Source organism: Pseudomonas sp. 18175 (assembly GCF_050432925.1).
In the GTDB taxonomy this organism is placed as follows: domain Bacteria; phylum Pseudomonadota; class Gammaproteobacteria; order Pseudomonadales; family Pseudomonadaceae; genus Aquipseudomonas.
Genome location: NZ_JBKFTO010000020.1, coordinates 1 through 22,880, shown reverse-complemented (window position 1 = coordinate 22,880; position 22,880 = coordinate 1). Strand labels below are relative to the sequence as shown.

At 59.7% G+C, this 22,880-nt stretch carries 26 protein-coding genes; 10 read left to right on the top strand and 16 right to left on the bottom strand.

The window, feature by feature from the left end; genetic code table 11:
• Window positions 1-84: 84 nt before the first annotated feature.
• Complete coding sequence (locus ACLD1Y_RS23445; RefSeq protein ID WP_429480168.1) at window positions 85-1,242, bottom strand: PAS domain-containing sensor histidine kinase; 1,158 nt, start codon at window positions 1,240-1,242, stop codon at window positions 85-87.
• A complete protein-coding gene (locus ACLD1Y_RS23440) occupies window positions 1,232-2,047 on the bottom strand; it encodes an alpha/beta fold hydrolase (protein WP_429480167.1) in 816 nt (271 codons plus the stop codon). Before ACLD1Y_RS23440 ends, ACLD1Y_RS23445 begins: the two co-directional genes overlap by 11 nt.
• Window positions 2,048-2,175: 128 nt before the next feature.
• On the opposite strand from ACLD1Y_RS23440, the gene ACLD1Y_RS23435 reads away from it, so the two are divergent.
• Window positions 2,176-3,375, top strand: coding sequence for a TPM domain-containing protein (locus ACLD1Y_RS23435; protein ID WP_429480166.1), 1,200 nt, complete (start codon window positions 2,176-2,178; stop codon window positions 3,373-3,375).
• Window positions 3,376-3,379: 4 nt separating this feature from the next.
• Here ACLD1Y_RS23435 and ACLD1Y_RS23430 read toward each other — a convergent pair whose 3' ends face one another.
• A complete protein-coding gene (locus tag ACLD1Y_RS23430; protein ID WP_429480165.1) occupies window positions 3,380-3,805 on the bottom strand; it encodes a GNAT family N-acetyltransferase in 426 nt (141 codons plus the stop codon).
• A 112-nt stretch (window positions 3,806-3,917) separates the two neighbouring features.
• Here ACLD1Y_RS23430 and ACLD1Y_RS23425 point away from each other — a divergent pair, with 112 nt between their 5' ends.
• A complete protein-coding gene (locus tag ACLD1Y_RS23425) occupies window positions 3,918-4,898 on the top strand; it encodes an NAD-dependent epimerase/dehydratase family protein (RefSeq protein ID WP_429480164.1) in 981 nt (326 codons plus the stop codon).
• Here ACLD1Y_RS23425 and ACLD1Y_RS23420 read toward each other — a convergent pair.
• The 3 genes from ACLD1Y_RS23420 to ACLD1Y_RS23410 are packed head-to-tail and all read right to left on the bottom strand — an operon-like array spanning window position 4,816 to window position 6,922.
• The gene (locus tag ACLD1Y_RS23420) at window positions 4,816-5,244 is read right to left on the bottom strand and encodes a MerR family transcriptional regulator (RefSeq protein WP_429480163.1); all 429 of its coding nucleotides are present in this window, start codon (window positions 5,242-5,244) and stop codon (window positions 4,816-4,818) included. The two genes, ACLD1Y_RS23425 and ACLD1Y_RS23420, sit on opposite strands and share 83 nt — an antisense overlap.
• Window positions 5,217-6,404 (bottom strand): hypothetical protein, encoded by a 1,188-nt coding sequence (locus tag ACLD1Y_RS23415; RefSeq protein ID WP_429480162.1) that lies wholly within the window; start codon window positions 6,402-6,404, stop codon window positions 5,217-5,219. Before ACLD1Y_RS23415 ends, ACLD1Y_RS23420 begins: the two co-directional genes overlap by 28 nt.
• Before the next feature lie 26 nt (window positions 6,405-6,430).
• Window positions 6,431-6,922, bottom strand: a complete 492-nt coding sequence (locus ACLD1Y_RS23410; RefSeq protein ID WP_429480161.1) for a GNAT family N-acetyltransferase — start codon at window positions 6,920-6,922, stop codon at window positions 6,431-6,433.
• Between the two features lie 525 nt (window positions 6,923-7,447).
• Between ACLD1Y_RS23410 and ACLD1Y_RS23405 the strand changes: the two genes are divergently transcribed.
• Both ACLD1Y_RS23405 and ACLD1Y_RS23400 read left to right on the top strand, forming a co-directional pair.
• The gene (locus tag ACLD1Y_RS23405; protein ID WP_429480160.1) at window positions 7,448-7,756 is read left to right on the top strand and encodes a hypothetical protein; all 309 of its coding nucleotides are present in this window, start codon (window positions 7,448-7,450) and stop codon (window positions 7,754-7,756) included.
• Between the two features lie 138 nt (window positions 7,757-7,894).
• Window positions 7,895-8,086 (top strand): hypothetical protein, encoded by a 192-nt coding sequence (locus tag ACLD1Y_RS23400; RefSeq protein ID WP_429480159.1) that lies wholly within the window; start codon window positions 7,895-7,897, stop codon window positions 8,084-8,086.
• 260 nt (window positions 8,087-8,346) lie between these two features.
• On the opposite strand, the gene ACLD1Y_RS23395 is transcribed toward ACLD1Y_RS23400, so the two are convergent.
• The gene (locus tag ACLD1Y_RS23395) at window positions 8,347-8,640 is read right to left on the bottom strand and encodes a fructose-bisphosphate aldolase (protein WP_429480158.1); all 294 of its coding nucleotides are present in this window, start codon (window positions 8,638-8,640) and stop codon (window positions 8,347-8,349) included.
• A gap of 382 nt (window positions 8,641-9,022) precedes the next feature.
• Between ACLD1Y_RS23395 and ACLD1Y_RS23390 the strand changes: the two genes are divergently transcribed.
• Window positions 9,023-9,508 carry an AAA family ATPase gene (locus ACLD1Y_RS23390; protein WP_429480157.1) on the top strand — a complete coding sequence of 162 codons (486 nt, stop codon included), beginning with the start codon at window positions 9,023-9,025 and terminating at the stop codon, window positions 9,506-9,508.
• 153 nt (window positions 9,509-9,661) lie between these two features.
• On the opposite strand, the gene ACLD1Y_RS23385 is transcribed toward ACLD1Y_RS23390, so the two are convergent.
• The 3 genes from ACLD1Y_RS23385 to ACLD1Y_RS23375 form a co-directional block, all read right to left on the bottom strand.
• A complete protein-coding gene (locus tag ACLD1Y_RS23385) occupies window positions 9,662-10,633 on the bottom strand; it encodes a hypothetical protein (RefSeq protein WP_429480156.1) in 972 nt (323 codons plus the stop codon).
• Window positions 10,634-10,740: 107 nt separating this feature from the next.
• The gene (locus ACLD1Y_RS23380; RefSeq protein ID WP_429480155.1) at window positions 10,741-11,367 is read right to left on the bottom strand and encodes a hypothetical protein; all 627 of its coding nucleotides are present in this window, start codon (window positions 11,365-11,367) and stop codon (window positions 10,741-10,743) included.
• A gap of 179 nt (window positions 11,368-11,546) precedes the next feature.
• Window positions 11,547-12,065, bottom strand: coding sequence for a hypothetical protein (locus tag ACLD1Y_RS23375; protein ID WP_429480154.1), 519 nt, complete (start codon window positions 12,063-12,065; stop codon window positions 11,547-11,549).
• A gap of 77 nt (window positions 12,066-12,142) precedes the next feature.
• Between ACLD1Y_RS23375 and ACLD1Y_RS23370 the strand changes: the two genes are divergently transcribed.
• Together ACLD1Y_RS23370 and ACLD1Y_RS23365 are read left to right on the top strand one after the other, a co-directional pair.
• The gene (locus ACLD1Y_RS23370) at window positions 12,143-12,691 is read left to right on the top strand and encodes an NADAR family protein (protein WP_429480153.1); all 549 of its coding nucleotides are present in this window, start codon (window positions 12,143-12,145) and stop codon (window positions 12,689-12,691) included.
• 59 nt (window positions 12,692-12,750) lie between these two features.
• Window positions 12,751-13,149 (top strand): hypothetical protein, encoded by a 399-nt coding sequence (locus ACLD1Y_RS23365; RefSeq protein ID WP_429480152.1) that lies wholly within the window; start codon window positions 12,751-12,753, stop codon window positions 13,147-13,149.
• Between the two features lie 142 nt (window positions 13,150-13,291).
• Here ACLD1Y_RS23365 and ACLD1Y_RS23360 read toward each other — a convergent pair whose 3' ends face one another.
• Window positions 13,292-13,789, bottom strand: a complete 498-nt coding sequence (locus ACLD1Y_RS23360; protein ID WP_429480151.1) for an HIT family protein — start codon at window positions 13,787-13,789, stop codon at window positions 13,292-13,294.
• A gap of 131 nt (window positions 13,790-13,920) precedes the next feature.
• Here ACLD1Y_RS23360 and ACLD1Y_RS23355 point away from each other — a divergent pair, with 131 nt between their 5' ends.
• Window positions 13,921-14,250 carry a DHCW motif cupin fold protein gene (locus tag ACLD1Y_RS23355; RefSeq protein ID WP_122511725.1) on the top strand — a complete coding sequence of 110 codons (330 nt, stop codon included), beginning with the start codon at window positions 13,921-13,923 and terminating at the stop codon, window positions 14,248-14,250.
• Between the two features lie 163 nt (window positions 14,251-14,413).
• Here the strand turns inward: ACLD1Y_RS23355 and ACLD1Y_RS23350 are convergent, their stop codons facing one another.
• The gene (locus tag ACLD1Y_RS23350; protein WP_429480150.1) at window positions 14,414-15,016 is read right to left on the bottom strand and encodes a LuxR C-terminal-related transcriptional regulator; all 603 of its coding nucleotides are present in this window, start codon (window positions 15,014-15,016) and stop codon (window positions 14,414-14,416) included.
• A 97-nt stretch (window positions 15,017-15,113) separates the two neighbouring features.
• Here ACLD1Y_RS23350 and ACLD1Y_RS23345 point away from each other — a divergent pair, with 97 nt between their 5' ends.
• Complete coding sequence (locus ACLD1Y_RS23345; protein WP_429480149.1) at window positions 15,114-16,727, top strand: ATP-binding response regulator; 1,614 nt, start codon at window positions 15,114-15,116, stop codon at window positions 16,725-16,727.
• Here ACLD1Y_RS23345 and ACLD1Y_RS23340 read toward each other — a convergent pair.
• The 4 genes from ACLD1Y_RS23340 to ACLD1Y_RS23325 form a co-directional block, all read right to left on the bottom strand.
• Window positions 16,717-17,052: a hypothetical protein gene (locus tag ACLD1Y_RS23340; protein WP_429480148.1), complete on the bottom strand. Its 336-nt coding sequence runs from the start codon at window positions 17,050-17,052 to the stop codon at window positions 16,717-16,719. The genes ACLD1Y_RS23345 and ACLD1Y_RS23340 overlap by 11 nt on opposite strands.
• A 373-nt stretch (window positions 17,053-17,425) precedes the next feature.
• Window positions 17,426-18,787 carry a CitMHS family transporter gene (locus ACLD1Y_RS23335; protein WP_429480147.1) on the bottom strand — a complete coding sequence of 454 codons (1,362 nt, stop codon included), beginning with the start codon at window positions 18,785-18,787 and terminating at the stop codon, window positions 17,426-17,428.
• Window positions 18,788-18,865: 78 nt separating this feature from the next.
• Complete coding sequence (locus ACLD1Y_RS23330; RefSeq protein ID WP_429480146.1) at window positions 18,866-19,570, bottom strand: RraA family protein; 705 nt, start codon at window positions 19,568-19,570, stop codon at window positions 18,866-18,868.
• A gap of 9 nt (window positions 19,571-19,579) precedes the next feature.
• Window positions 19,580-20,446 (bottom strand): DUF1932 domain-containing protein, encoded by an 867-nt coding sequence (locus ACLD1Y_RS23325; protein WP_429480145.1) that lies wholly within the window; start codon window positions 20,444-20,446, stop codon window positions 19,580-19,582.
• Window positions 20,447-20,631: 185 nt separating this feature from the next.
• On the opposite strand from ACLD1Y_RS23325, the gene ACLD1Y_RS23320 reads away from it, so the two are divergent.
• Entirely contained in the window at window positions 20,632-22,542 is a 1,911-nt protein-coding gene (locus ACLD1Y_RS23320; protein WP_429480144.1) for a sigma 54-interacting transcriptional regulator, read from the top strand.
• Window positions 22,543-22,880 lie beyond the last annotated feature (338 nt).

Genomic DNA, 22,880 nt, shown 5'->3' with positions numbered 1-22,880 from the left:
CACCTGTGGGAACGGGCTTGCTCGCGAAAGCGGTGGTTCAGGCACAACATCTCTATCGCGCATGCCGCCGCCTTCGCAGCCTGGCTAAACCTCGACAGCGCCCACCGGAAGAAAGCGCACACTGAACGTCGTACCACCCTGCTCGGTGGAGCTCACCGCCACATCCCCGCCATGCACCCTCGCAAGCTCCCGCACGATATACAGCCCCAACCCCACGCTGCGTACGTCACTGCCCTGGTCTGTGCCGCGCGTCATGGGCTCGAACAACCCGGCGAGCAAGGTGTGGGGAATCACCGCGCCATGGTTGTGCACTGACACTTCGCACTGCCCATCCCCCAGCCGTGAGGTGATGCTGATCGGCCGTTGCAGATCGCCGTACGCCACGCTGTTGGCCACCAGGTTTCCGATGATCTGCTGCACGCGGTCGGCGTCCAGGCTGGCGTCGCCGCTGCCGAGGGCGTGGTGTTCCAGGGTGGCCTTGGGGAAAGCTACGCGCAGTTCATCCACCGCCTGGTGGGTCAGGGCATGCAGGTCTACGGGGGCGGTCTTGATGGTGATGCCCTGGCCGACCCGTGCCTGGGTGAAGTCCAGCAGGTCGGCGATCATGCGTTGGGCGCGCTCGGAGGATTGGCCGATGTGGCCCAGCAGCTGGCGTTCCTTGGTGGTGCGTTCGCCACGGTTGAGAAAGTCCGAGGCCATGCGGATCGCCGTCAGCGGGTTTTTCAGGTCGTGGCTGACAATCGCCACCATCTGTTCGGCAAACATCGCACGGCGCTGGGCGATGGCATAGGCGTCGCTCAGATCGGCCTGGGCTTGCTGCAACGCGAGTTCAGTCGCGGTTTTTTCTTGCAGCAGCGCCTCGGCCAACTTGCGCGCGTTGAGGAGTTCTCGCTCGTACTTGTCACGGTCGGTGGTGCCGAACAGCGCCAGGTCATAAAACGTTTCGCCTGCGTGTGTGCGCTTGATGGCGTTTAGCAGCACAGTCACCTTGCGGCCGTCGCTGTGCCGCATGTCCAGTTTCACCTCGGTGAAGTTGCCCTGCATACGCAGCATGGGCGCCAGATGGGTCTGGTGAAAAATCCGCCCGCCCATGGTCAGCAAATCCTGGAAGCGCCGCCCGCACAGCTCGGTAGGGCTCAGCCCGAGCCATTCGCCGAATCGCGCGTTGGCTTGCAGGATCGTTCCGTCCTCTGCGGTGACGGCCAGCGCGCAGGCAGCATTGTTGAACAAGTCAACGGGCATCGGCTGTGGCCCAGGGTGCAAGAAAGGTGTGCATCGCGTCCGCGCAGGCTTGGGGCGCGCTCATGTGCGGGCAATGGCCAATATTCTCCACCAGGCAATAGGTGCTGTTGGGCAATACGCTGTGCAGGTATTCGCCGACCGCCACGGGGGCGATCAAGTCGTCGCTCGATTGCAGGATCAACACCGGGGTGGTCAGGCCGCTGACGTCCTGGCGGTTGTCCGACATAAAGGTCACCCGTGCAAATTGCTTGGCGATCTCCGGTTCCGTGCGGCAGAAGCTGCCAGTCAGCTCGACGCTCAGCGCCGGTTGGTCAGGGGCGCCCATGATCATCGGGGCCATGGCGCTGGACCAACCCAGGTAATTGCTGTCGAGGGTGTCGAGCAGGTCCTGGATATCAGCGAGCTTAAAGCCGCCCGTGTAGCCGTCTGCATCGATATAGCGCGGCGACGGGCCGATCATCACATGGGCGGCGATGCGGCCCGGGGCCTGGCGGTCGGCGAGGGTGGCGATCATGGCGCTCACCGAGTGGCTCACCAGGATCACCGGGCCTTGGGCAAATGCGTCAATCAGTTCGTTCAGGTCGCGGGCATAACCGTCCAGCGCGCTGTATTTGGCCTTGTCGAAGGCACTGAGGTCTGACAGACCGGCGCCCACTAGGTCATACATGACCACACGGAAACGTTCGGAAAAGTGCGGCGCGAGGTAATTCCACATCGCCTGGTTGCAGCCAAACCCGTGGGAAAACACCAGGGTCGAGGCCCCGTTGCCCATCACACTGATATTGTTGCGTTGGCGTAAGTCCATGGGCTTCTCGGTTATGGCGTTTTGCTATGCGTGCGGGGAGTTTAGATAGTCAACGGCGTGGGGTCACGCGTTATAGCGCCGATGGGGTAAAGTCGGCGCCTTCAGGGAGAAACTTCAGGTAACAAAGCATGATGGCGATTTTGCGGCAATCGGTCTTGAGTCTGCTGGCGCTGCTGGTTATCGGCCTGTCGAGTACGGCCCACGCGGACCCTTCGCCGATTGGCGTCGCCCTCGACCAACGGGTGATCGACCTCACCAACACCCTCGATAACGGCACCACCACCCGTCTGAAAACCCAACTTGCCGACCTGGAACAGCGCAAAGGCGCCCAAGTGGCCGTGCTGATGGTGCCAACCACCGGCGGCGTGAGCATCGAGGACTACGCCAACCAACTGTTCCGCGCCTGGAAACTGGGGCGCAAGGACGTCAACGACGGCATCCTGCTGGTGGTGGCCAAGGAAGATCGCAAGGTGCGTATCGAAGTGGGTTACGGGCTGGAAGGCACGGTCACGGACTTGCTGGCCCATCGCATCATTGAGGAGCACATCACGCCTGCGTTTCGCCAGGGCGACTACGCGGCGGGCGTCTCCCAGGGCGTCGATGACCTGGTGGTGCTGGTCGATGGCGGCGACTTGCCTGAAGTTGCTGCACCTGGCTTTCCAGCCGGGGCCATTGCCGTGCTGCTGGCGTTTGTGTTCGGTGGCGTCGGGGGTGTGCTGATGGCCTCCGGCACCCTGAAATGGCGCCGCGCCTTGATGGCGGCGGTGGCAGTGACGGTACTGCTGGCGATTTACGTCGGCGGGCGGGAATGGCCGGTGTACCTGCTGGTGGTGCCGCTGACGGCGCTGATCGGTGGCGCCACTTTTGGTGCGCTGTGGATGGCTCGTACGGCGTTCTACACTGTGCTGGGTTTGCTGGCCTATATCGCTGGCGTGCTCGTTGCGGATCACTACGTCGACGTCAACCTTATCCACTGGCTGGCGTACCCGTTGGGCGGCGCGGTGGTGCTGGGCTTGTACCTGCTGCTGTTCTTGCTGATCAAGGAGTCCTGGAAAAACAGCCCGACGTTTTTCCTCCTGCGCTTGCTGGCGGTCGCACTGATTTATGGCGTCGCGGGCATGCTGCTCGGCAGCACGGCCCAGGACTGGTTGGTGGCGATCCCCATGGCTTCGTTCGCCGCGTTGTTTGTGTTTATCCAGAGTGGCACGGGTTCGGGCTCGGGTTCGAGCGGCGGCTCGAGTTCGGGGTCCAGTCGTTCCAGCTCCAGCAGCAGTTCCTCGGGCGGCGGTGGTTCCAGCGGTGGCGGCGGCGCTTCCGGCAGTTGGTAGCGCGTCACAGCACCTTGGACAGAAACACCCGGCTGCTGCCCTCGGGTGCGCAGGGTATTTCACCAAAGCGCACCCAACCCCGCTTCTCATAAAACCCCGGCGCTTGGAAGCTGATGGTGTACAGCACTGCACTCAAGCAACCCCGGCGCCGGGCTTCATCTTCAAAGGCTTGCAGCAACTGACTGCCCAGGCCCGAGCCGCGTAGTGAGTCGGGCAGGTGGAACAGGTCGAGGAAGGCCATGCCGAAGGCGCTACGGCCGGTGATGCCGCCCAGCACTTGTTGGGTGTTTGGGTCTTTGACCAGTACGGTCAAGGGGAGGCGGTCGTGGTAGCCGGTGGCTTGCGCGTTGAACGCGGCCAGGCCGTCGCCGAGGATGCATTCAGCTTGTGGGTCGCGTTGGTCACTGACTTCAATCAGGGGTTTTTGCATCGTGCTCGATTCCTTGTCGTTCTAGATCTTGACTCTGTCCCGTGGGGCAGACTTTATGCTTTTTTCGCCGGGCAGTGCGCGGAGTTTTTCTACGGCCAAAGGAGCGAAAGGTATGTTGTGTCTGGTCACGGGCGCCAATGGGCACCTGGGCAATACCCTGGTGCGAACCCTGCTCAAACACGGCCACCGCGTGCGCGCCGGTGTGCGTGATATTAGCCAGACGGCGCCGTTCGCCGGGCTTGAGTGTGAGTTGGTCTACGCCGAGTTGCAGGACGAACCCGCGTTGCTCAAGGCGCTGCAAGGGGTCGAGGTGTTGTTCCAGGTGGCGGCGGTGTTCAAGCATTGGGCCAGGCACCCCGAGGCAGACATCGTGCAGCCCAATGTGCAAGGCACCCGCTGTGTGTTGCAGGCGGCCAGCCGTGCGGGCGTCAAGCGGGTGGTCTATGTAAGCTCGGTGGCGGCGGTGGGGCATGACGGCAGCGCGCTGGACGAAACCCAGTGGAACCAGGAAACCGAGAACGCCTACTACCGCTCGAAAATCCTCAGTGAGCACATGGCCTGGCAAACCGCCAATGCCTTGGGGCTATGGATGGTCTCGGTACTACCCTCGGCAATGGTGGGGCCGAACGCTGGCCGCCTCACCGACACCCTTGGTTTTTTGCAAGCGGTCAAGGACCGCAAGATGCCCCTGGACCCTGGGTTTCATTTCAATTTTGTCGATGTGCGCGACGTAGCAGACGGCATGCTGCGCGCCGCGCAAAAGGGTCGCTCGGGCCAGCGGTACATTCTGGCCAATGAGCATTCGTCATCCTTGGCGGATGTGGTTGATTTGCTGGGTAGTCGCCTGCCACCCCCAGCGCCGCGTTGGTTGCTGATGGGCATCGCCTGGTTGCACGAGCGCCGGGCAGACCTCACGGGCCAACCGGCCCAGTTGATGCAAAGCCAGGTTCGCCTGTTTCACGGTGTGCGGCAGGAATACACCCTCAGCAAGGCCCGGACCGAGTTGGGGTTTAACCCGCGTCCGCCGCAGCATGCGCTGCGTGAGGCGCTTGCGTATCTGGACAGGTGCGCGGTTGCACCGTATGAGGACTGAACATCGCATTCATCTGCCCCTTGAGCGCGACCAAATGCAGGTCCAATGCCTGTAGTTCATCGATTTTTGCCTGCACGTCCAGGCGCTTGGTGTCGATGGCCGCGTTGGCCATTTCCAGCGGGAACGCCTTTAAAGCCTCTTTGACCGTGATCAACGGGCCCATTTGCGCCAGGGTAAAACCTGCCGACTGGGCCTTGCGGATCAGCTGCACCATTTGCACGTGGTGCGCGTCGTAGACCCGGTAACGGCCGCTGCGTTGGGGCGTGTTGATCAAGCCCATCTGCTCGTACAGCCGGATGGCTTTCGGGGTGCAGCCGGTCAGGTGGGCGAGGCGTCCGATGAACATTCAGGTGATCCTTTTCCTGTGGTTGGCGGGCAGGCGGTTGCCGGTTGTGCCTTCTTCGGCATACGAATGGCGGTGCTGCTTTGGGTGAGCACGCAGTAGGCCGATTGCGATGGCCATTCCTTGCGGCCCTTGTTGGCCAGGCTGGTGGGGCACAGCAACAGCACATCGCCGAAGGAGAACAGTGGGAAGGCTGACACCACGGGTTGGGCGCGCACGGTTTCGACAGTGCCCCATACCGAGGGGTCGAAGTCTTCCTTGGCGTAGGTTTTGGTGAGCATGAAGTGCGCGGGTGCCGGGTCGCGCACGTTCATGACCTGGGCTGCGGCATAGACGATGGCAGCGGGGCTTCCCGGCGAAATGCCGATCACCATCAGCCCGGTCACGATCACCGCCAGCAGGCCCAGGCTCAGGCGCTTGAACAGGTCGGCCTTGCTCACGTAGAACACCACCACCGGCAGCAGGGTGACAGTGGCGGCGAACATCGAGATGTACTTCAGGCGGTTGACCGCTTCTGGCGTGTCTTCGCCGATATAGGCCTTGAGGATCAGGCTGGCGGGGAACACGGCAGAGATCACCGTGGCCGTCAGCAGCAACGACACCATCACCATGAACCACACCCGCAGCGGCCAACTGCGCGGGTTGCGCGGGCTCGCCAGGGTGGCGCAGGCGTCGACGGCATACCGGAAGGATCGGAACGCCAACATCACCGGCAGCGCAATGGCGAGCCAGCCCAGGCTCCAGAAAAGTCTGTCCCAATCATCCAGTTCCGGGCCTTCAAACACCTGCCACAGCAACGCAACGATCCCCGCCAGCACCGGCAGCAACAGAATGCCCACCAGCTTGTGCTGCTGCGAGGACGCATCGTTGAACAGCGACACCGTGAGCCCGAACAGCACCGTGGTGGACAGCAGGATAAACAGGTACGCGGCCAGCATGCCGATCACCGTGGCGAGCCACGGAATCAGCGCCGACTTGGCCTCCAGCGCGGCGGCCATCAGGTCCGGGCGGCCGATGGCCGTGGCATAGGTGGACAGCGTGTAGAAGCCCAGCAGGGTGCCGAGCCCCGCGAAGATCACGCTCAGCGGCGCCCAGAACTTGAGCACACGCTTGAGGTTCTTTTTCAGGGTTTGTTGAAAGGTCAGGGGTGTTGGGGTTTGCACGCAGAGGTTCCTTCTCGAGGGGGCTGTTAGAGATCCATCACCATCTCATGCCACGCCATCCCACCATGGTCCGACGCCGACGGCTGCACATAGCGATAGCCCATGCGTTGGTACAGCGGCACGTGCTGGTCCTTGCACATCAGGTGAATGGTTTGCTTGCCCATGTCACGCATGCGCTGCACAAACGCGGTCATCAGCGTGGTGGAATAGCCTTTGCCCTGGTGCGCGGGGTCAACCACCACTGACATGATCACCACGTTTGGCGCGTCGGCCGAATGGCCTACCAGCTCCTTGAAGGCTTCGTCTGACATCACCACTTCATGGGCGCAGCCGCCGTTGATAAAGCCCACGGTTTCGCCATCGGCTTCCAGGATCAAAAAGCCCTCGGGGTACAGCGCAATACGCGTGGCGATCTTCTCCAGGGTCGCGGCCTCGTCGCCTTCGTAGGCGGTGGTTTCGATTTCAAAGCAGCGGACGGCGTCGGCGGGGAGGGCGTTGCGCAGGGTGAGGGTGGGCATGGGGACTTCCTGGGGCGTGGGGCGAAAGGGGAACATGATAGCGGCGCACCTTCAACTGTGGGAGGGGATTGATTTTGATGGCGTTTGTTTGGTGTACATATCCGTTATTTGGGTAACGGCTGATATTGGTTTCGCCCTTACGGCGAGTCACTTTGGAAAAGAGCCGGAATGCCGGCCCAGCCCAAAGTAACCAAAGGGCTCTTGCCCCACCACTCGGCACCTCGCCTAGGCTCGGTGTGCCCTCTCTCCGGCTTGAATCCGTGGGCCGCCGTCATGGGCCATCCTTGGCCCAGGACGGCTAACCCGGCGTCCTGCCGGGTTACCCACGGATTCAAGCCTGCGTTCGGCCAGCGTGGTTAACGGGGCGCCTAAGATCAAGATCAAAAGCCAGAGCCAGAGCCAGAGCAGATCGAGATCTATCAGACATATGGAGATCAACTGTGGGAGGGGGCTTGCCCCCGATGGCGGCAGACCTGCTGCTGTACCATCACTTAACACTCAAAATCCATTACAGGGAGTCCTTCATTGGATGTCAGAAAGCACTGGCTAGCCCTTGGCGAACGAGCCTCAGACAACCTGTTCGCATGGGCGGCGTTTGTTGCGCAAACAGAATTCCTGTGGCAAGACACGGCCTTGGTCCAGGACGCCGACGCGTGGCAGCGCATTTGGTTCGAACTAGAGATCATCAACGGGCTCGCATTGTCACAATGGGACGATCAAGGAAAGCCTGCTGACTGGTCACACCACTGGAACAAAGACTACCGCCAAGAAGCCGCCGCCTTGGCGACTGAACTGTTAGCACTACTGTGCGATGCCAATTCATCTGCCAATTAAACACACGAGGTCAATATGGGTTATCACGTTTGCCACAGATACGGGGCCATGCAGTCGGACCCTGGCCTACACACGCTCCCGGAGCTTCTCGCCGAACTAAAAACCCGCCCGGAAGATGAGGAGCATGCAGAGGTTTCAGTGACCAACGACGCAGAGTGGTGCATCGCAGTGTCCCTCTCAGGTACGGTCACCTTTGAAAACCTGGAGTCCGGCGAGCCTCGCCATATGAAGCAAGTCCCAGAGAGCAAGATCCTGGAATTGTGGCGCTTATTGGCCGAAGGAGACATTGCGACCCTTGAGCAAGAACCCTGGTTGCCGGGCTACGCCTGACCTAACGGATGCCAGTTAGTTAAAGGGTGAACACTGTACCTGTGGCGAGGGAGCTTGCTCCCGTTGGGCCGCAAAGCGGCCCCGCTCTTTGTTTAAAAGAATGGGCCTGCTGCGCAGTCCAACGGGAGCAAGCTCCCTCGCCACAGGTTGTTTATAGCCGGCATTAGGTCTTGCTAACGATGCCGGAAGCCCATCTGCAGCACCGTCAATCAAAAACCAGAAAACCCGCCTAAGCGGGTTCCCTCAACACTCCCAAACCCTCAACTCACAGCCGGCGCCCCAAACCCGCGCCGCTCAATCACCGCAAACACATCCGCCACATCCTGGACCATGATCCGGGCAGTATTGGCGACGGTATTGATATCGTGCTCGGCATAGTCCGACACGTTGGAACAGGCCATCAGATGCAGATAGGCGAGGGCAGCGTTCAAGCGTTCGCTGGCGCACGCATGCAACTCGCTGAGCGGGGCATCGCTGTCGATCAGCAGGACGGGGTAGTCGGTTGCGGTTTGGGACATGGGGGTGAAGCGGTGGGGCGGGTTTTGAGTAGTCATAAGGTTCGATTCTATTTGGGATAAAAGAATGGCCACCTTGCTGCTGCGAAACAGACTTGGGTGGCAACTGTGCGCGGGTTCGCAGACCAGGAAGAATCACCCCCGGCAGACCCGAAGGTCTCCCACGCACAGCCGCCATAAACAAGACGCGAGCGAACTCCGCCTGAGGGTCTGATGACTGTGCAGGTTGATTCTATTCTGTAGGGCTGCGAAACCCTGTCGCCAGCCAATGCCAGCGACGGGCCGAACTATAAGGCGCTGTGAAACGGGGTGCAACCAAGAGGATGTATCAACGCCGCGATAAGGCGGCAAACATCGCGGGCGGCGGTTGCCTCAACGCTTTGCAATCAGCATCATCAGGCTTCGACAAGGAGACGTCCCCATGCCCAACCCCGTGCTGCATCTCATGACAGGCAAAATCGCCTCCGGCAAATCAACCCTGGCAAAAAGCCTCGCAGCCGAACACTCGGCCATTTTGCTGAGTGAGGATCAGTGGCTAGCACGGCTGTACCCTGATCAGATCAAGTCAATCACAGATTATGTGCGCTTTGCGCGCCAGATCCGCGAGGTGGTAGGCCCGGTCGTCATCGATCTACTGAGGGCTGGTGTGACGGTGGTCTTGGATTTTCCTGCCAATACGCCTCAAGACCGGCGATGGTTACGCGGCTTAGCTGATGTTGCCGGGGTTTCCCATTGTGTTCACTACATTGAGGTGGAAGATCACACCTGTCGTGCCAGGTTGCATCTTCGCAACCAGCGTGGGGAACATGAGTTTGCGGCGACCGATGCGGAGTTTGATCTGATTACCAGCTACTTCTGTACGCCGGGTGAGGGGGAGGGGTTGCGGGTTGAAGTTCATCGGGGTTGAGTGGGAGGGGCATCTTGAGATTGAGGTATCTGGAAGGCCGGTTTTTGGCTGTTCACTGTCCTCTCACAACAGGCCGCTATCGGCCAGGAGCGGCCATCCAGCGTCTACGAATTCAGGGCCGGTTCAAGGAGTACAGCCTGAGCAATGGGAAAGCTAGTGCCTTCTAATCGCATCAACGAGCTGTTTGAACGCGTCGTTATCACCATCGGATTTCCAGCGATTAACGAACCTACAAACGACCTGCACGTTGTCTCGGTCATAGTGTCCATCACTGTCGATTCGATCAAGTGAGCATAAAAATTCGTCATCATCTTGCTCACCATCAAGTTGAAGAGGTATATCCGTCAAAGCACATAGCCCTTCCTGTGCTATGAAAAGCTCAGCCAGTAGCTCTCTCATATCATCTAGTGAAAGACTCATCAGCTTGTTTTTGAGGGTACTCACCACCACTTGCCCATTTGAATGAGCTGCCGTCGACAGAGCGGTCTGAGCCATTCGATAGCAAGTTCTTTCTAAAGGGGTAAAGCTGGAGCCCAAGGTCTTTTTTGAGTTTAGCAATACCTCTTTCCATTTCGGTAGGTCATGCCATTTCGAGAGGTCTGCGTCATCAATCAGGGCTCTCGCGTAGCCTGCGTTTTCCAGTGATAACGCCGCTAGGGTGCCTTGTGTAAAAAGAATCTGCCTCGCTTTCGGATGCAAACTTTTCCAGCTTAAAGACCTACCTTTCTTGTTCGTGCTGGACCAAGGCAGGCAAGGTTTGTGGTAGACAAAGATAGGTCGAGCACCTATCTCAACGGGTTCAGTCATTTGGTAAATTTCGCAGGCGGCGGCAGTCGACTCCGTCCACCACAGGTGATTTTGATCGCAATGCATCCAGATATCCCCAGCGGTGTCATTTACCGTTGTGGTCGCATTGAACCATCGCGTGGTAACCGCAGGGGTAGGCGGTTTATTGTCTAGAAAATTAGATGGGCGCATGGATATTTGATGGTACGCATCCCGATCGTTATTCAACCAAGCGGCATGCGCATCCAGGTTATTCATTGTCGCGACGGTGTTTTTCTTGAGGCATTTGGGCCATTCGTAATTTTTGCGCCCAAAGTTAGCGATGTAGACCTTCTTCATGGATCTGTCCCGACTGTTTATTGAGGTCAGGACTGTAGAAGATGTTGGACGATAAACAAAAATATTATTGAACCAGGACAACTGGCGACGAAGCGCGTAGTGCAGGGCTATGCGGAAAAGGGGGACCGAGAAGGTCGTGGGAGCGATGCGATCATTTGATCAAAGACCACCACCGCGTATCTTCCATCAAGCCTTTTCAAGGTTGGAATTTCTGAAGGAAACCCAAATCGCACTCTGCCGGGAAGCACTTCATCCATAGCTGAGTACCAAGTCAGCAGAGCTTGTTGGAGGCGCACGTGTAGCTCGAATCCACTCCGTCGGCGGGTGGTGTCTGCTTTGGCTCGTTCTCGCGCGAGTTGAGGATCTATGTGGCCAACCATGTAACAGTCAGCAAAGCCAATACGTCCTTGTGAGATTGTTTCTCTTGTGGCGTCCAACTCTAGTCGCCAGTCGTGTTCGCTCGTCTCGCCGATTTGCCAAAGACTCCAAATGTAGTGGAGCTTGAGAGGGTCACTGTCACACAAAGCCCACGAAGAAATGTCTTCCATGGCCAGCGCTTTTCGCCAGCGATCCACGTTTCGCTCTGCCCAAAAAGTTGCTGCTCCGACTGGATCTCTTATTCGATCCGGCTCGTTTTCAAAACGGCCGTTTTCAGGAATGACATGGTGCCCTCCATGCTTAGCGCACCAAGTTGTTTTCCCGCTGGCGCTGATACCTTCAACAACCAAAATCATCGTTATGACTACTCCGTTGATTGCGCCATCCTTACATGTCCCAACGCATCAGGGCGTACGTGGTTTCTGCCGCCACCCACGAGCGAAAAGAGCGAAAAGGGGATAAATTTATTTTCCTATCATTGTCCGCTTCTAGCCGGTACCTGCCCTTCATCCCAGCCCCCAACCACCCAAGGCCATCACTCAGGAACCCCGCTCACCGTATGCACCACCCGCATCGCACAAGGCGGCCGAGCCCCTTCCGGTTCGATCAATTCACACTTCTTCAACAACGGATAAGCATCAGCAAACTTCATCCCCGCCACCTGTTCCCCATGCTGCTGCGAAACAAAGCAGCGCTCAAACCGAAAGGCCGCATACACCTCAGGCAGCAGCACCGGATAATCGTAAACCTCGTCGACGATGCTCTTTAGCATCTTGGACATCTGCCCATCGGCCACGGGGGAAATTTTGGTGAGCAGTTCGTCCTTGGCGACACCCGCTTGCCTGGCTTCAATGGCCTGCTTCGACGCACCGATGGATGCCTGCATCCCCTGCGGAAAAGGGCAATCAGACGCCGCCAATGCCGGGGCTGACGCGATGCAACTCAGTAAGGTGAAAACAGCGGCCATCCTTGTCATGTAATTCCCTCGTTTGTAGCAAGCATTGTCGAAATAAGCTGCGGATTCTATCCGATGCCAGAGGATGATGCGCTCCATTGACCTGCCAAGTTTCGTGGTTGCCTCGGCCCGCCCTGTAGCTGTAACTTCGGTCTCCAGTTAGCGAGGGCATCTCATTGAACGACTCTGAACATTTGAACGCACTGTGCGCCCGTTTCAACGCAGGAGAAGCGCTGAGCTTTACGTTTTTCTGGGGGCACCAGCGCAGCAAAACTGTCGTCACGGCTTCGTGTTTCAGCCAATGGTTTGAGGCCGAATTTTTCGTTGAGGGTCAACATTACTCGACGGCCGAGCATTTCATGATGGCGGAGAAAGCGGCCTTGTTTGACGATCAGGACATTCGTGCGCAGGTGCTCGACGCTCCTACGGCTAGTGCCGCCAAAGTACTTGGCCGCAAGGTACGCGGGTTTGATGAAAAGGTCTGGCTGCAACACCGATACGACATCGTGGTTCGAGCGAACCAGGCCAAGTTTTCTCAGAATCCGCCGTTAAACGAATACCTTCTACACACCGGTTCGCGGGTTATTGTCGAAGCCAGCCCGGTTGATAGCATCTGGGGTATAGGGCTCGCGCAGGACCACGCGGATGCGAGCAATCCGAATCTTTGGAAAGGCTTGAACCTACTAGGGTTTGCGTTGATGCAGGTGCGGGACGGGCTAGTGTGACAGCCACAAGAAAAAAATAAATCTGACACTCTCTTTTTCGCACACACTGTGAGTTCCATATGAACGAAGGCTGGCAAAACCACGATTACCTTATCCTCCTTGATCAGGATGAAAGCTTCGCCGCGATGCAAGCCTACACATTCGATCGTTACCTGCCGGGTTATACGCTGATAGGCCTGAAGGGCTGGGATGATTTCATCGTCATCAACGCGTCCGGCGTGATGCTTACCGTGCCCACTCTGCCACTCGATGCAAGCCTTGCCGCGCCGTTTACGCTGACCCAGCAGCCATCACTGCACCCCGACGCGCGCTTCACCGCGAAGATCAAGTGGTACCTGAAGCCGCTGGTGTTTGGAGGCGACCCGACAGACCCCGCGAATATCCAGTGGATCACGCACAAGCAACATGCCGAGCTTGTCGTCTGGTGGAACGAGCGGTATGCGAGTGCTAAAGCCTAAAGCCCGGGCGGAACCCACACCAGCCATCACCCAAGTAACGGATATGTACCCCGACCAAACATACCCAGCACCTGACACTCCGCAATCGGGAGCAAGTCGAATCGTCGCACCGCCCCTCCCACATGTGCACCGTGTACACCCGCTACCTCACCTGGCCCGCAGCAAAAGCAGCCCGCAACCGCGCAATCACTTCCTGAACTGAATCCCCCCCAACCGGCGGCAGCACCTGACTTTCGCCGTACTCTCGCCACACAAACAGCGTCAATTCCGCCCCGTCCGTCAGCGATTGACCCTGAGCATGCGCACCAAAACCCTGCAGTGCCCGATAACGCGCGTCCCGCCAGAACGCATCTTCCACCCAGTCATACACCGGGATGAAATGAAAGTGCAGAGGGAATCCCGGCATATGCCCATAGCGGCTGATATACAGCCATTTGGGCCGCAGTTGCGACTCCATGACCCGCTGGGCTCTAGCCAGTAAGCCACCCAGCTCGGCCAGTGCGGCCTCTGGCATATCCGCCAGCGACCGGTGCTGTGTCTTGGCGCCCAGCATCAGGTAACCCGGCAATGTCGAAGCAAGGTGATGGTTCAGCAGCCAGTGTTCGGTTTCATAAAGGACATACGTAGGGTCGATGTGCATAAGCCAATCCATAAGCGACGCTGGCAGATTAACAAATCGCCTATATCCCACAAAACCCAGCCATCTGTGTCTACCGCGCACGCCACCGGCTGGATAGCCTCAACCTTCTTCAAACCGCCGCCGAGCCCACTATGGATCTCACCGCTGTCCCCTTTGGCATCACAGATTGGTCCACGCTGGAACCCGTCGTCCATCCAGGCATTACCGGGAGCGCCTTATGGCGCACCTGCCACTTCGGCACCACGCGTGTGCGCAAGGTGGAATACACCGCCGGTTACCTGGCTGATCACTGGTGTTGGCGCGGGCATGTGCTGTTGTGCCTCGAAGGCGAGTTGCACACGGAGTTGGAGGATGGTCGCCAGTTCATTCTGACGGCGGGGATGAGTTACCAGGTGGGTAATGACATGGAAGGCCATCGTTCATCGACGAGCATTGGGGCGAAGCTGTTTATTGTGGATTGAGGTGCACGATCAGCTTGGCGAGATTGTGTGAAAAGGGGGACAGATCGGGCATAGGCACCACAGGTCTTTGTGGCTCGTCCGTGAGTCAACACTGCCGGTTACCGACTGGCCGGCAGATGAGCACTCCGATGTCATTACCCCGGAAACGCCGCAACTGTCCTCTCTAACCCACCCCCGAATACCTAACCGCCGCCGCCGCCCGCGAACTCACCCCCAACACCCTCAGCAACGACGACACATGAATCCGCACCGTAAACGGCGAGATATCCAACGCTTTGGCAATCTCCTTATTCGTCTTCCCCTGGGCAATCAACCTCAACACGTCCTGCTGTCGCGCTGTCAACGTGTGGGTATCCAACGGCAACAACCCCGACGGCGCAAACTTGACCAACACCTCACCCTCACGAATCGCCAGCAACGCCTGGCCGATCTCCTCGGGTGCGATGTTCTTGCCGATAAAGCCGTCTGCGCCCAACGCCATCACCTGATCGATCAATGCCGGGTCATCCACCATCGATACCACGATCAAGGTGGTGCGCCGCAGTTGCTGGCGCAGTTCGGCCAGTTGGCTTAGGCAGGTCAGGCCAGGGAAGCGCAGGTCGAGGATCAGGGTGTCGATGTCGCCGTCGTCGCTGATCAGCGCGTGCACGGTGTCGAGGTCGCCGGCTTCTTGCACTTCGGTGCCGGGCAGCAGGCGTTGCACGGTGCGCAGCATGCCTTCGCGAAACATCGGGTGGTCGTCGGCGATGATGATGCGGCCGCTCATGGGGGGCTCCTCCTTGGGGCGGCGTGTGGCGCGGTCATGCTACCTTAGCACCGCATTGCATGACGCCGCTGACGACTGCCGCACAAGGACGTAACCCATGGGTAGTGAGACCAACTCTGAACTCGACCAGGCCAACCTGCGCATTGTGGTGGCCGGTATTGCGATTGTTTACATCAGTGCTCTGGGTTTTTTGCCAGGACAGTCGCTGGACACGTATCTGCCGGTGATTCTGTACATTGCGCTGTTCCTGATCGCCTCGATTGCCTTGCGGCAGGTGATCGCCCGTTGGCCGGGGCATTACCCGGCGCGGCGTATTTTCGGCATGCTCCACGACTACACCGGCACTTCGTTCGGCATGGTGGTGGGCGGCGAGGCGGCGTTGCCGTTGTATGCGGTGATGGTGTGGGTCAACCTGGGCAACGGCATGCGTTACGGCTCGCGCTACCTGGCGATTGCCACGGCGCTGGCGTTGTTGGCGCTGCTGATCGTGTACCAGTTGACGCCGGTATGGCAGGCGCAACCGTTCATGGTGCTGATGTTGATGATCACCAGTACGGTGATCCCGGTGTACGCCCATATCCTGCTGGAGCGTACGCGCAAGGCGTCGGAAGAGGCCATCGCCGCCAACTTGGAAAAATCCCGTTTTCTCGCCCAGGCCAGTCATGACCTGCGCCAGCCCATTCACTCCATCGGCCTGTTTACCGCGTGCTTGCGCGAAGCGCGGCTGGGCGATGAAGAGCGGCGGTTGGTGGATAACATCGACCGCTCGCTGCTTAACGTGTCGCAGTTGTTTCGTTCGATTCTCGACCTGTACACCCTCGACAACGGGCGTTTGTTGCCCAAATACCAGGCGGTGAACCTGGGTGAGTTTCTCGCCGATCTGGTGCGCCAGAACGCCGAAGCCGCGCGTTGGGCCGGGGTGGAGTTGCGCTTGCGGCCTTGCGCCCACTGGGTGTTGGTGGACCCTGCGTTGTTGGCGACCATGGTGCAAAACGTGCTCTCCAATTGCTTCAAGTACGGCGCGCACCGGCCGGTGTTGATGGGCGTGCGCATCCGCGACGGCGGGCTGGCGGTGCAGATTCATGATCGGGGGCGGGGGATTGCCGAGGAGCATCTGTCAAAGGTCTTCGAAGAGTTCTATCGCGTACGCCACCTGCGGGACAAGGACGTCGAAGGCGTGGGCCTGGGGCTGTCTATCGTCAAGCGCCTGGGGCAGTTGATGGGGGTGCAGGTGAGCCTGCGTTCAAAGGTGGGCCATGGCACCTCGGTGAGCCTGCATGGCTTGACCCTGGCCAGCGCGCCGCGTGCAGCGGCTGCCCGTGACGACATACGGCAGGCCGGCCTGCTGACCGGGTTGAAAGTGTGCCTGGTGGAGGATGATCACAACGTGCTGCTCGCCACCCAGGCGTTGTTGGAGCGCTGGGGCTGCGAGGTGCAGGCTGAGTCGTCGGGGCGTGACCTGGTGAGCGATTGCGACATCATCGTCGCCGACTATGACCTGGGCAACCACGCCACCGGTATCGAATGCATCGATGCCCTGCGCGAGCAACGGGGCTGGGCGGTGCCGGCGCTGATCCTCACGGGGCACGATGTGGAACGCATCCAGGCCGCCTTGCACGACCGTCAGATCGCCATTCTGTCCAAGCCGGTGCGCCCCGCAGAATTGCGCGGCACACTGCGCGACTTGAGCCAGGAGAAGGTTACTGGTTGAACCCTTGCAGTGGGTTACCACGCGCACCCTTGGGCTGGCAGTAGGCCGCAGGTTTCATCATGCCAAAACTGGCGACCGCAAACATGCCGCCACTGGCGCCGCTGGGCACCGAGCAGTTGTATTCGCCGGACGCCGCGCTGGCGACATAGTAGGTGGTCATCGAGTCGCTGCGTACGTTGGAAATACGCTTGACCGGCTCGCCCAGGTTGGTTTCCGACAACGTCTTGAGATGGTCTTCGGTAGGCTTGATATTGCTGCAGCCGGCCACGCCGATGATCAAGGCGCCCAACAGGGTGATGCGGGTAACAGGGGAGTGCAGTTTCATGGTGCTTCTTCCTTGGGGTTGTTATGGTTTTTCCAACGCACAACGCGTCCGCGCGCAGGGTATGCGCGGTGCCGGTGGGTGCGTTGGAAGTGCCGAGGAATATAGCGCCGCAGGGGGGAGGGGTCGATTAGCACAGGTGTGCTAGTGGCACGATGATTTCATGGCGGTGAACGGGCTTGCCCTAGGGCCGAGCGCTGTACTTGTGGCGAGGGAGCTTGCTCCCGTTGGGCCGCGAAGCGGCCCCAGCTCTTTGTTTTAAGAGCCGGGGACTGCTGCGCAGTCCAGCGGGAGCAAGCTCCCTCGCCACGGGTAGAGTGTTTGAGCTTGACTGGCGGGCATTTGGGCCACCCAGCGCGGGGCAAGCTCGTGGGGCTTAGCCAATGGGTAATTCACCCGTCACAATCGCCGTCACGATAAAGATGAAAAACATCGGGATCGACCACTTGAAGAATTCCTTCTGGTACTCCCCAAACGACATCTCCGTGCGGTTCATCAGCAAAAACAACCACGCCACCGTCGGGCTGGCATAGCGCAACGCCTGGCCCATAAACGATGCCACGCCGATCTCGGTGGGGCTGATGCCGAACTTGTAGGCGATGGGCGCCACCACCGGCAGGATGCCGAAGTAGTAGGCGTCCACCGGCAAGGCGTAGCAGGCCAGGGCGCCGAGGAAGGCGAAGATCAGTGCGGTGTGGCTGCCCATGGAGTCCGGGATCAGGCTGGCCATGTGTTCGGCCACGGCGCCGGCCATGCCGCTGCCGTTGAAGATGCCCAGAAAGCAGCCGGCGGCAAGGATGATCGAGGCGACGGCCACGGCGTCGCCACCGTTGGCGGTGATGCGTTCGCGTTGTTCCACGGCACTGTAGTTGACCGTCAGCGCAATCGCGGTGCCGAGCATGAACACCACGGCGCCGCTGGCCCAGCCGGCGATGAGGATCACCAGCATGCCCAGGGTCAACGCCAGGTTGAACAGGAACAGGCGCGGGCGCTTGAGTTCTTTGTCGTGGTCCTTGATCACATTGACCATTTGCACGATCTGCTCAGGCGTCACGATGCCGTTGGCACCCTTCACAAAGCCCAGGCGTTTGCGTTCCTTGATGCCCATCAGGTAGGCCATAAAGAACACGTACAGGAATGACACGCCGAGGATCGGCAGGATCGCGACGAACAGCGTGTTGACCTCCACGTTCAATACTGCCGCCGCCCGCGCCAACGGGCCGCCCCACGGCAGGCAGTTGCCCAGGCCGCAGGGCAGGATGATCAGCATCGCCAGGTTCGACAGTTTCATGCCCATCTGTTTGTACAGCGGCAGGAACGCGGTGGTGATGATCAGGATGGTGGTGGTGCCGTCGCCGTCCAGGGTGACGACGGCCGAGGTGAAGGCGGTGACCAGGATAATTTTCAGCGGGTCGCCGTTGGCCTTGCGGATCAGGAACGTACACAGCGGATCGAACAGCCCGACGTTCATCATCAGGCTGAAATACAACACGGCAAACAGGATCATCACCGTGGGGTTGACCGTGCCCAGGGAGACCTTGCCGGCCTCGTTTTGCGAGTAGAACAGCCCCTCGCGCACCCATTGAATGATGGTGTCCAGCGGCACGCCATTGACCAGGCACGCCAGCACCCCCACGGCCAGCGATACCACGATCAAGCCGGTAAACGGCGATAGTTTTTGTTTGATGACCAGCACCAAAAACAAGGTGATCAACACATAGCCCAGAACTGTCAGCATCTGAACGTCTCCACAATTTTATTTTTATAGTGAGCGCAGCAGGTGGGGCGCCAAGCGCCCCCGGTACAGCCTTGAGCGTTACTGGCCTTCCAGCAGTTGGGTAACCCACGCCGGGGCCAGCGCCGGCAATGGCTGGCCGCTGTCTCGGGCGCGAGTGTAAGCGTCGATCACGTCGCGGCGCTGGTTTTCGTAGGTGCTTTTTTTCTCCGAGGCTTCCAGTACTTCCAGCAGGCGTGCGCGGGGCACCACGGTGACGCCGTCGTAGTCGCCGAACACCAAGTCGCCCGGTGCTACCTCGACACCGGCGCAGGTCACGGTGGCGTTGATCTTGCCCGGGCCTTGCTTGCCGGGGCTGCGTTGCATGAAGCCCTTGGCGTAGATCGGGATGTCCAGTTGGGCCAACGGCACTTTGTCGCGCACGCAACCGTCGATGACCATGCCCGCCAAACCTACGGCCTGGGCGGCGCCAGCCATCAGGTCGCCGATGTAGGCGCGGCCGGGGTAGGCCTTGCCCGCCACCACCAGCACGTAGCCGGGCTGGCCTTGGTACACCGCGACGTGGATGGGGAAGTTGTCGCCGTCTTCGGTGTCGACGGTGTAGGCGGTGCCGAGCATCACTTTGCTTTCATCCAGGGGCATGAGGCTTGCGTCCATGCAGCCGTTGCGCGCGATGCCCAGGCTTTGCATGCCGTCGCACAGTTGCGCCGGGCTGAGCTTGCGAAAGCGCGCCAGCAGGTCGGCGGGGATCAGGTCGGGCAGGGGGAAGTAGTGTTCAGTGTTCATGGCAGGGCCTCAGGCGTGGGCAGCAAAGTGGGCGATGGCGGTACGAAAATCCATGTCGCTGCCACCGGGGCCGAGCAGGTTGGCCCAGTCGGTGGCGGCCAGGTTTTCGAGCTGGGCGTGGGTGGCGCGGGTCATTACCGGGTCGACGCCGGCGGCTTCCAGGGTGGCGACCGCGTCGTCCATTTCTGCGCTGCGGCGCTTGGCGTGGATCAGCGTGCGGGCGGTGAAGGTGTTGGCCAGTTGCTCGATGGTTTTGCCGTTGAGTGAGTCGCCGAGGGACGCCACCAGCGTGTCGAGCACGCCAAACTTTTCACCGGCCTGGAAGGCTTCCAGCAGCAATTGCGGAAGGCCTTTCATCACCACGCTCTTGAGCATCTTGATCGCCGAGGCGGCACCGGCTTCGGCGTCCAGCACGGTCAATTGCATGCCCCGTGGGGTGAAGGCTTCGGCAAACGCAATGGCTCCGTCGCCTGCTAGAAACATCGGCACCCGGTGGTTGTTGCCGGGTACGGTGCCCATCACGGCGCTGTCGCAAAAGCCTACGCCAGCGGGGCGGGGCAGTAGGTCGATGGCCTGCTTGACGGTAGGCGCGGCGGAGTTCATGTCGACGTAGATTTGCCCGGCGACTAACAGCGGCAAGACTTTTTGTGCGATGCCCAACGCGCTGCTGGCGCTGGTCAGGCAGACCACGAAGCGGGCATCGCGGCAGGCGTGTTCCAGGGAGTCGAAGAGGGTGACGTGCAGTTGCTCGGCGCGTTGTTGCAGGGGCGGGCTGACGTGGGCGTCGTAGGCGCCGATCTGTAGATCGCCAGTGGTGCGCAGGCCCGTGCAGAGGTGGTAGGCGGCTTCGCCAAACCCGATGAAGACGATATCCATCCAGTGTTTCCTTCATTGTCTTTGTTATTGATGAAGAAAGAGCAAGGGCTGTGCCACCGGATTAAAGTCCATTTAAAACAACGAGTTGAGTATTTAAGGGTGAAGCGCTGCATTGCATGGAGATTTCAAATTATTGCGCTGTGCAATAATCTGAAATCTCCGTCCATGCTGTTCGAGGTTCTGCCATGCAAGGCACCATCGCCGTGATTTCCCCCTCCAGCACCCTGACCTCGGTGATGCGCGGCATCCTCCAGCAGCGCGGTCTATCGCTGCGAGTGGTCGAAGCCGCGCAGCACGATGCGACCCTCAAGGCCCGCGAACTGCTCGACAGCGGCGTCAGCGTGATCATCAGCCGTGGCCGCACCGCCAGTGTGTTGCGCGAGCAATTGCGGGTGCCCATTGTCGAGGTCAAGCACACGTTTTTCGACTGCATCAATGCCTATCACAAGGCGCAGCAGGTCTCGGACAAGGTCGCCTTTCTGGCCACTTCCGAGGGCTATGCAACGATCCTGGAAAAGGCGCGGCCATTTATGCCGCAGGTGTCGATCTGCCTGATTGACCCGTTGGGTAGCAGCCAGGCCACCGAGGCGCAGTTGGACCGTTTGCAGGCGGACGGCATTGAAGTGGCGATTGGCGGCTTGTCATCGCGCCAAGCGGTGATGGCGCGGGGCATGCGTTACATCATGTCCGAGGCCGACCCGGATGCGGCCGACGAGGCCATCGATGAAGCCTTGCACTTGTTGCAGATCGAGGAGGAGCGTCGGCTCAAACGCGTGGAGTTGCAGAGCCGCTACGAGATGATCCAGTCGATCCTCAATTGCGTGTCCGAAGGTATTTTCAGTGTCGACAGCCAGCGCACCCTCACCAATATGAACAGCGTGGCCACCGGATATCTGGGCAGCCTGGGGATTGGCGACAGCATCGACGGCCTGCTGGCCCAGGATTACTTCAGCCAAGTGCTCAACCACGGGCGTCCGGTGCGCGGTGCGTTGATCAGCCTGGGGCGTTTGTCGCTGACGTTGAGCATCGCTCCCATCACCTTGGACAACCAGGTGATCGGCGCCGTGGCCACCCTGCAAAACCAGACCGAAATCACCGCCATCGAACGCAAGATGCGCCGCCAATTGGCGCGCCTGCACCTGGCGGAAAAAACCTTCGACGACATCATCGGCAGCAGTCCGGCGCTGGCCAAGGCCAAGCGCCTGGCCCTGACCTATGCAGCGGTGGACAGCACGGTGATGATCGAAGGCGAAACCGGCACTGGCAAGGAGCTGTTCGCCCAGAGCATCCACAACGCGTCGCGGCGTAAAAACGGCCCGTTCGTGGCGATCAATTGCGCAGCGTTTGCCCCCGGCGTGCTGGAGAGCGAACTGTTTGGCTATGTCAAAGGCGCCTTCACCGGCGCACTCAACGAAGGTAAGGCGGGGGTGTTCGAACTGGCGCATACCGGCACGATCTTCCTGGATGAAATCAACGAAACCTCCACGGATATCCAGGTGAAGCTGCTGCGCACCTTGCAGGAGCGCAAGGTGGTGCGCATTGGTGATGACAAGGTTACGCCCATTGATATCCGCATCATCACCGCGAGCAACAAAAGCTTGCCGCAGTTGGTGGCTCAGGGGGTGTTTCGTGAGGACTTCTTCTACCGCATCTGCGTGCTCAAGTTGCAGTTGCCGGCGTTGCGTGAGCGCCGTGGGGATATTCCCGAGTTGGTGCGTTACCTGTTGCGAAGCTTACCGATGGACACGGCCGAGCCTTCGGATGATTTGTTGGTGCGCCTAAGCGGTTATGCGTGGCCGGGCAATATTCGGCAGTTGGGTAATATCGTTGAGCGTTTGGCGGTGATGAGTCAGGGGCGGGCGTTTGCGCAGCCGTGGCTGGAGGAGGTGTTGGAGGATCTGGCCACTGATGGGGTGGCGGGGCAGGGTGGCTCCATCAAGAGCGAATTGGCGTTGTTGCATGAGGTGCTCAGTAGCGTTCGCGGTAATCGCGAAGAGGCTGCCAAGCGTTTGCAGATCAGCACCACCACGTTGTGGCGGCGGATGAAAAAGTATCTGGATGAAGATCCGGGCTGCTTTGACAGTGCGCGGTATTGACTGGCTAACCTCGGGCCCACTGTGGGAGCGGGCTTGCTCGCGAAGGCGGTCTATCAAGCGACCGAGTTCTGTCGGGTGTACACCGCCCAAATGTGGGAGGGGCTTGCTCGCGAAGAGGGCCTATCAAGCGACCGAGTTCTATGGGGTGTACACCGTTCAAATGTGGGAGCTGGCTTGCCTGCGATAGCGGTCTTTCGGTGTACATATCCGTTATTTGGGTAACGGCTGATTATGGTTCCGCCCTTACGGCGGGTCACTTTTGGAAAAGAGCGGTGTGTGTCAACGTAGTTGTCGCGTCAGATCTCAAGTGACTTGTTTATTCACAGGCTCGCGCTCGC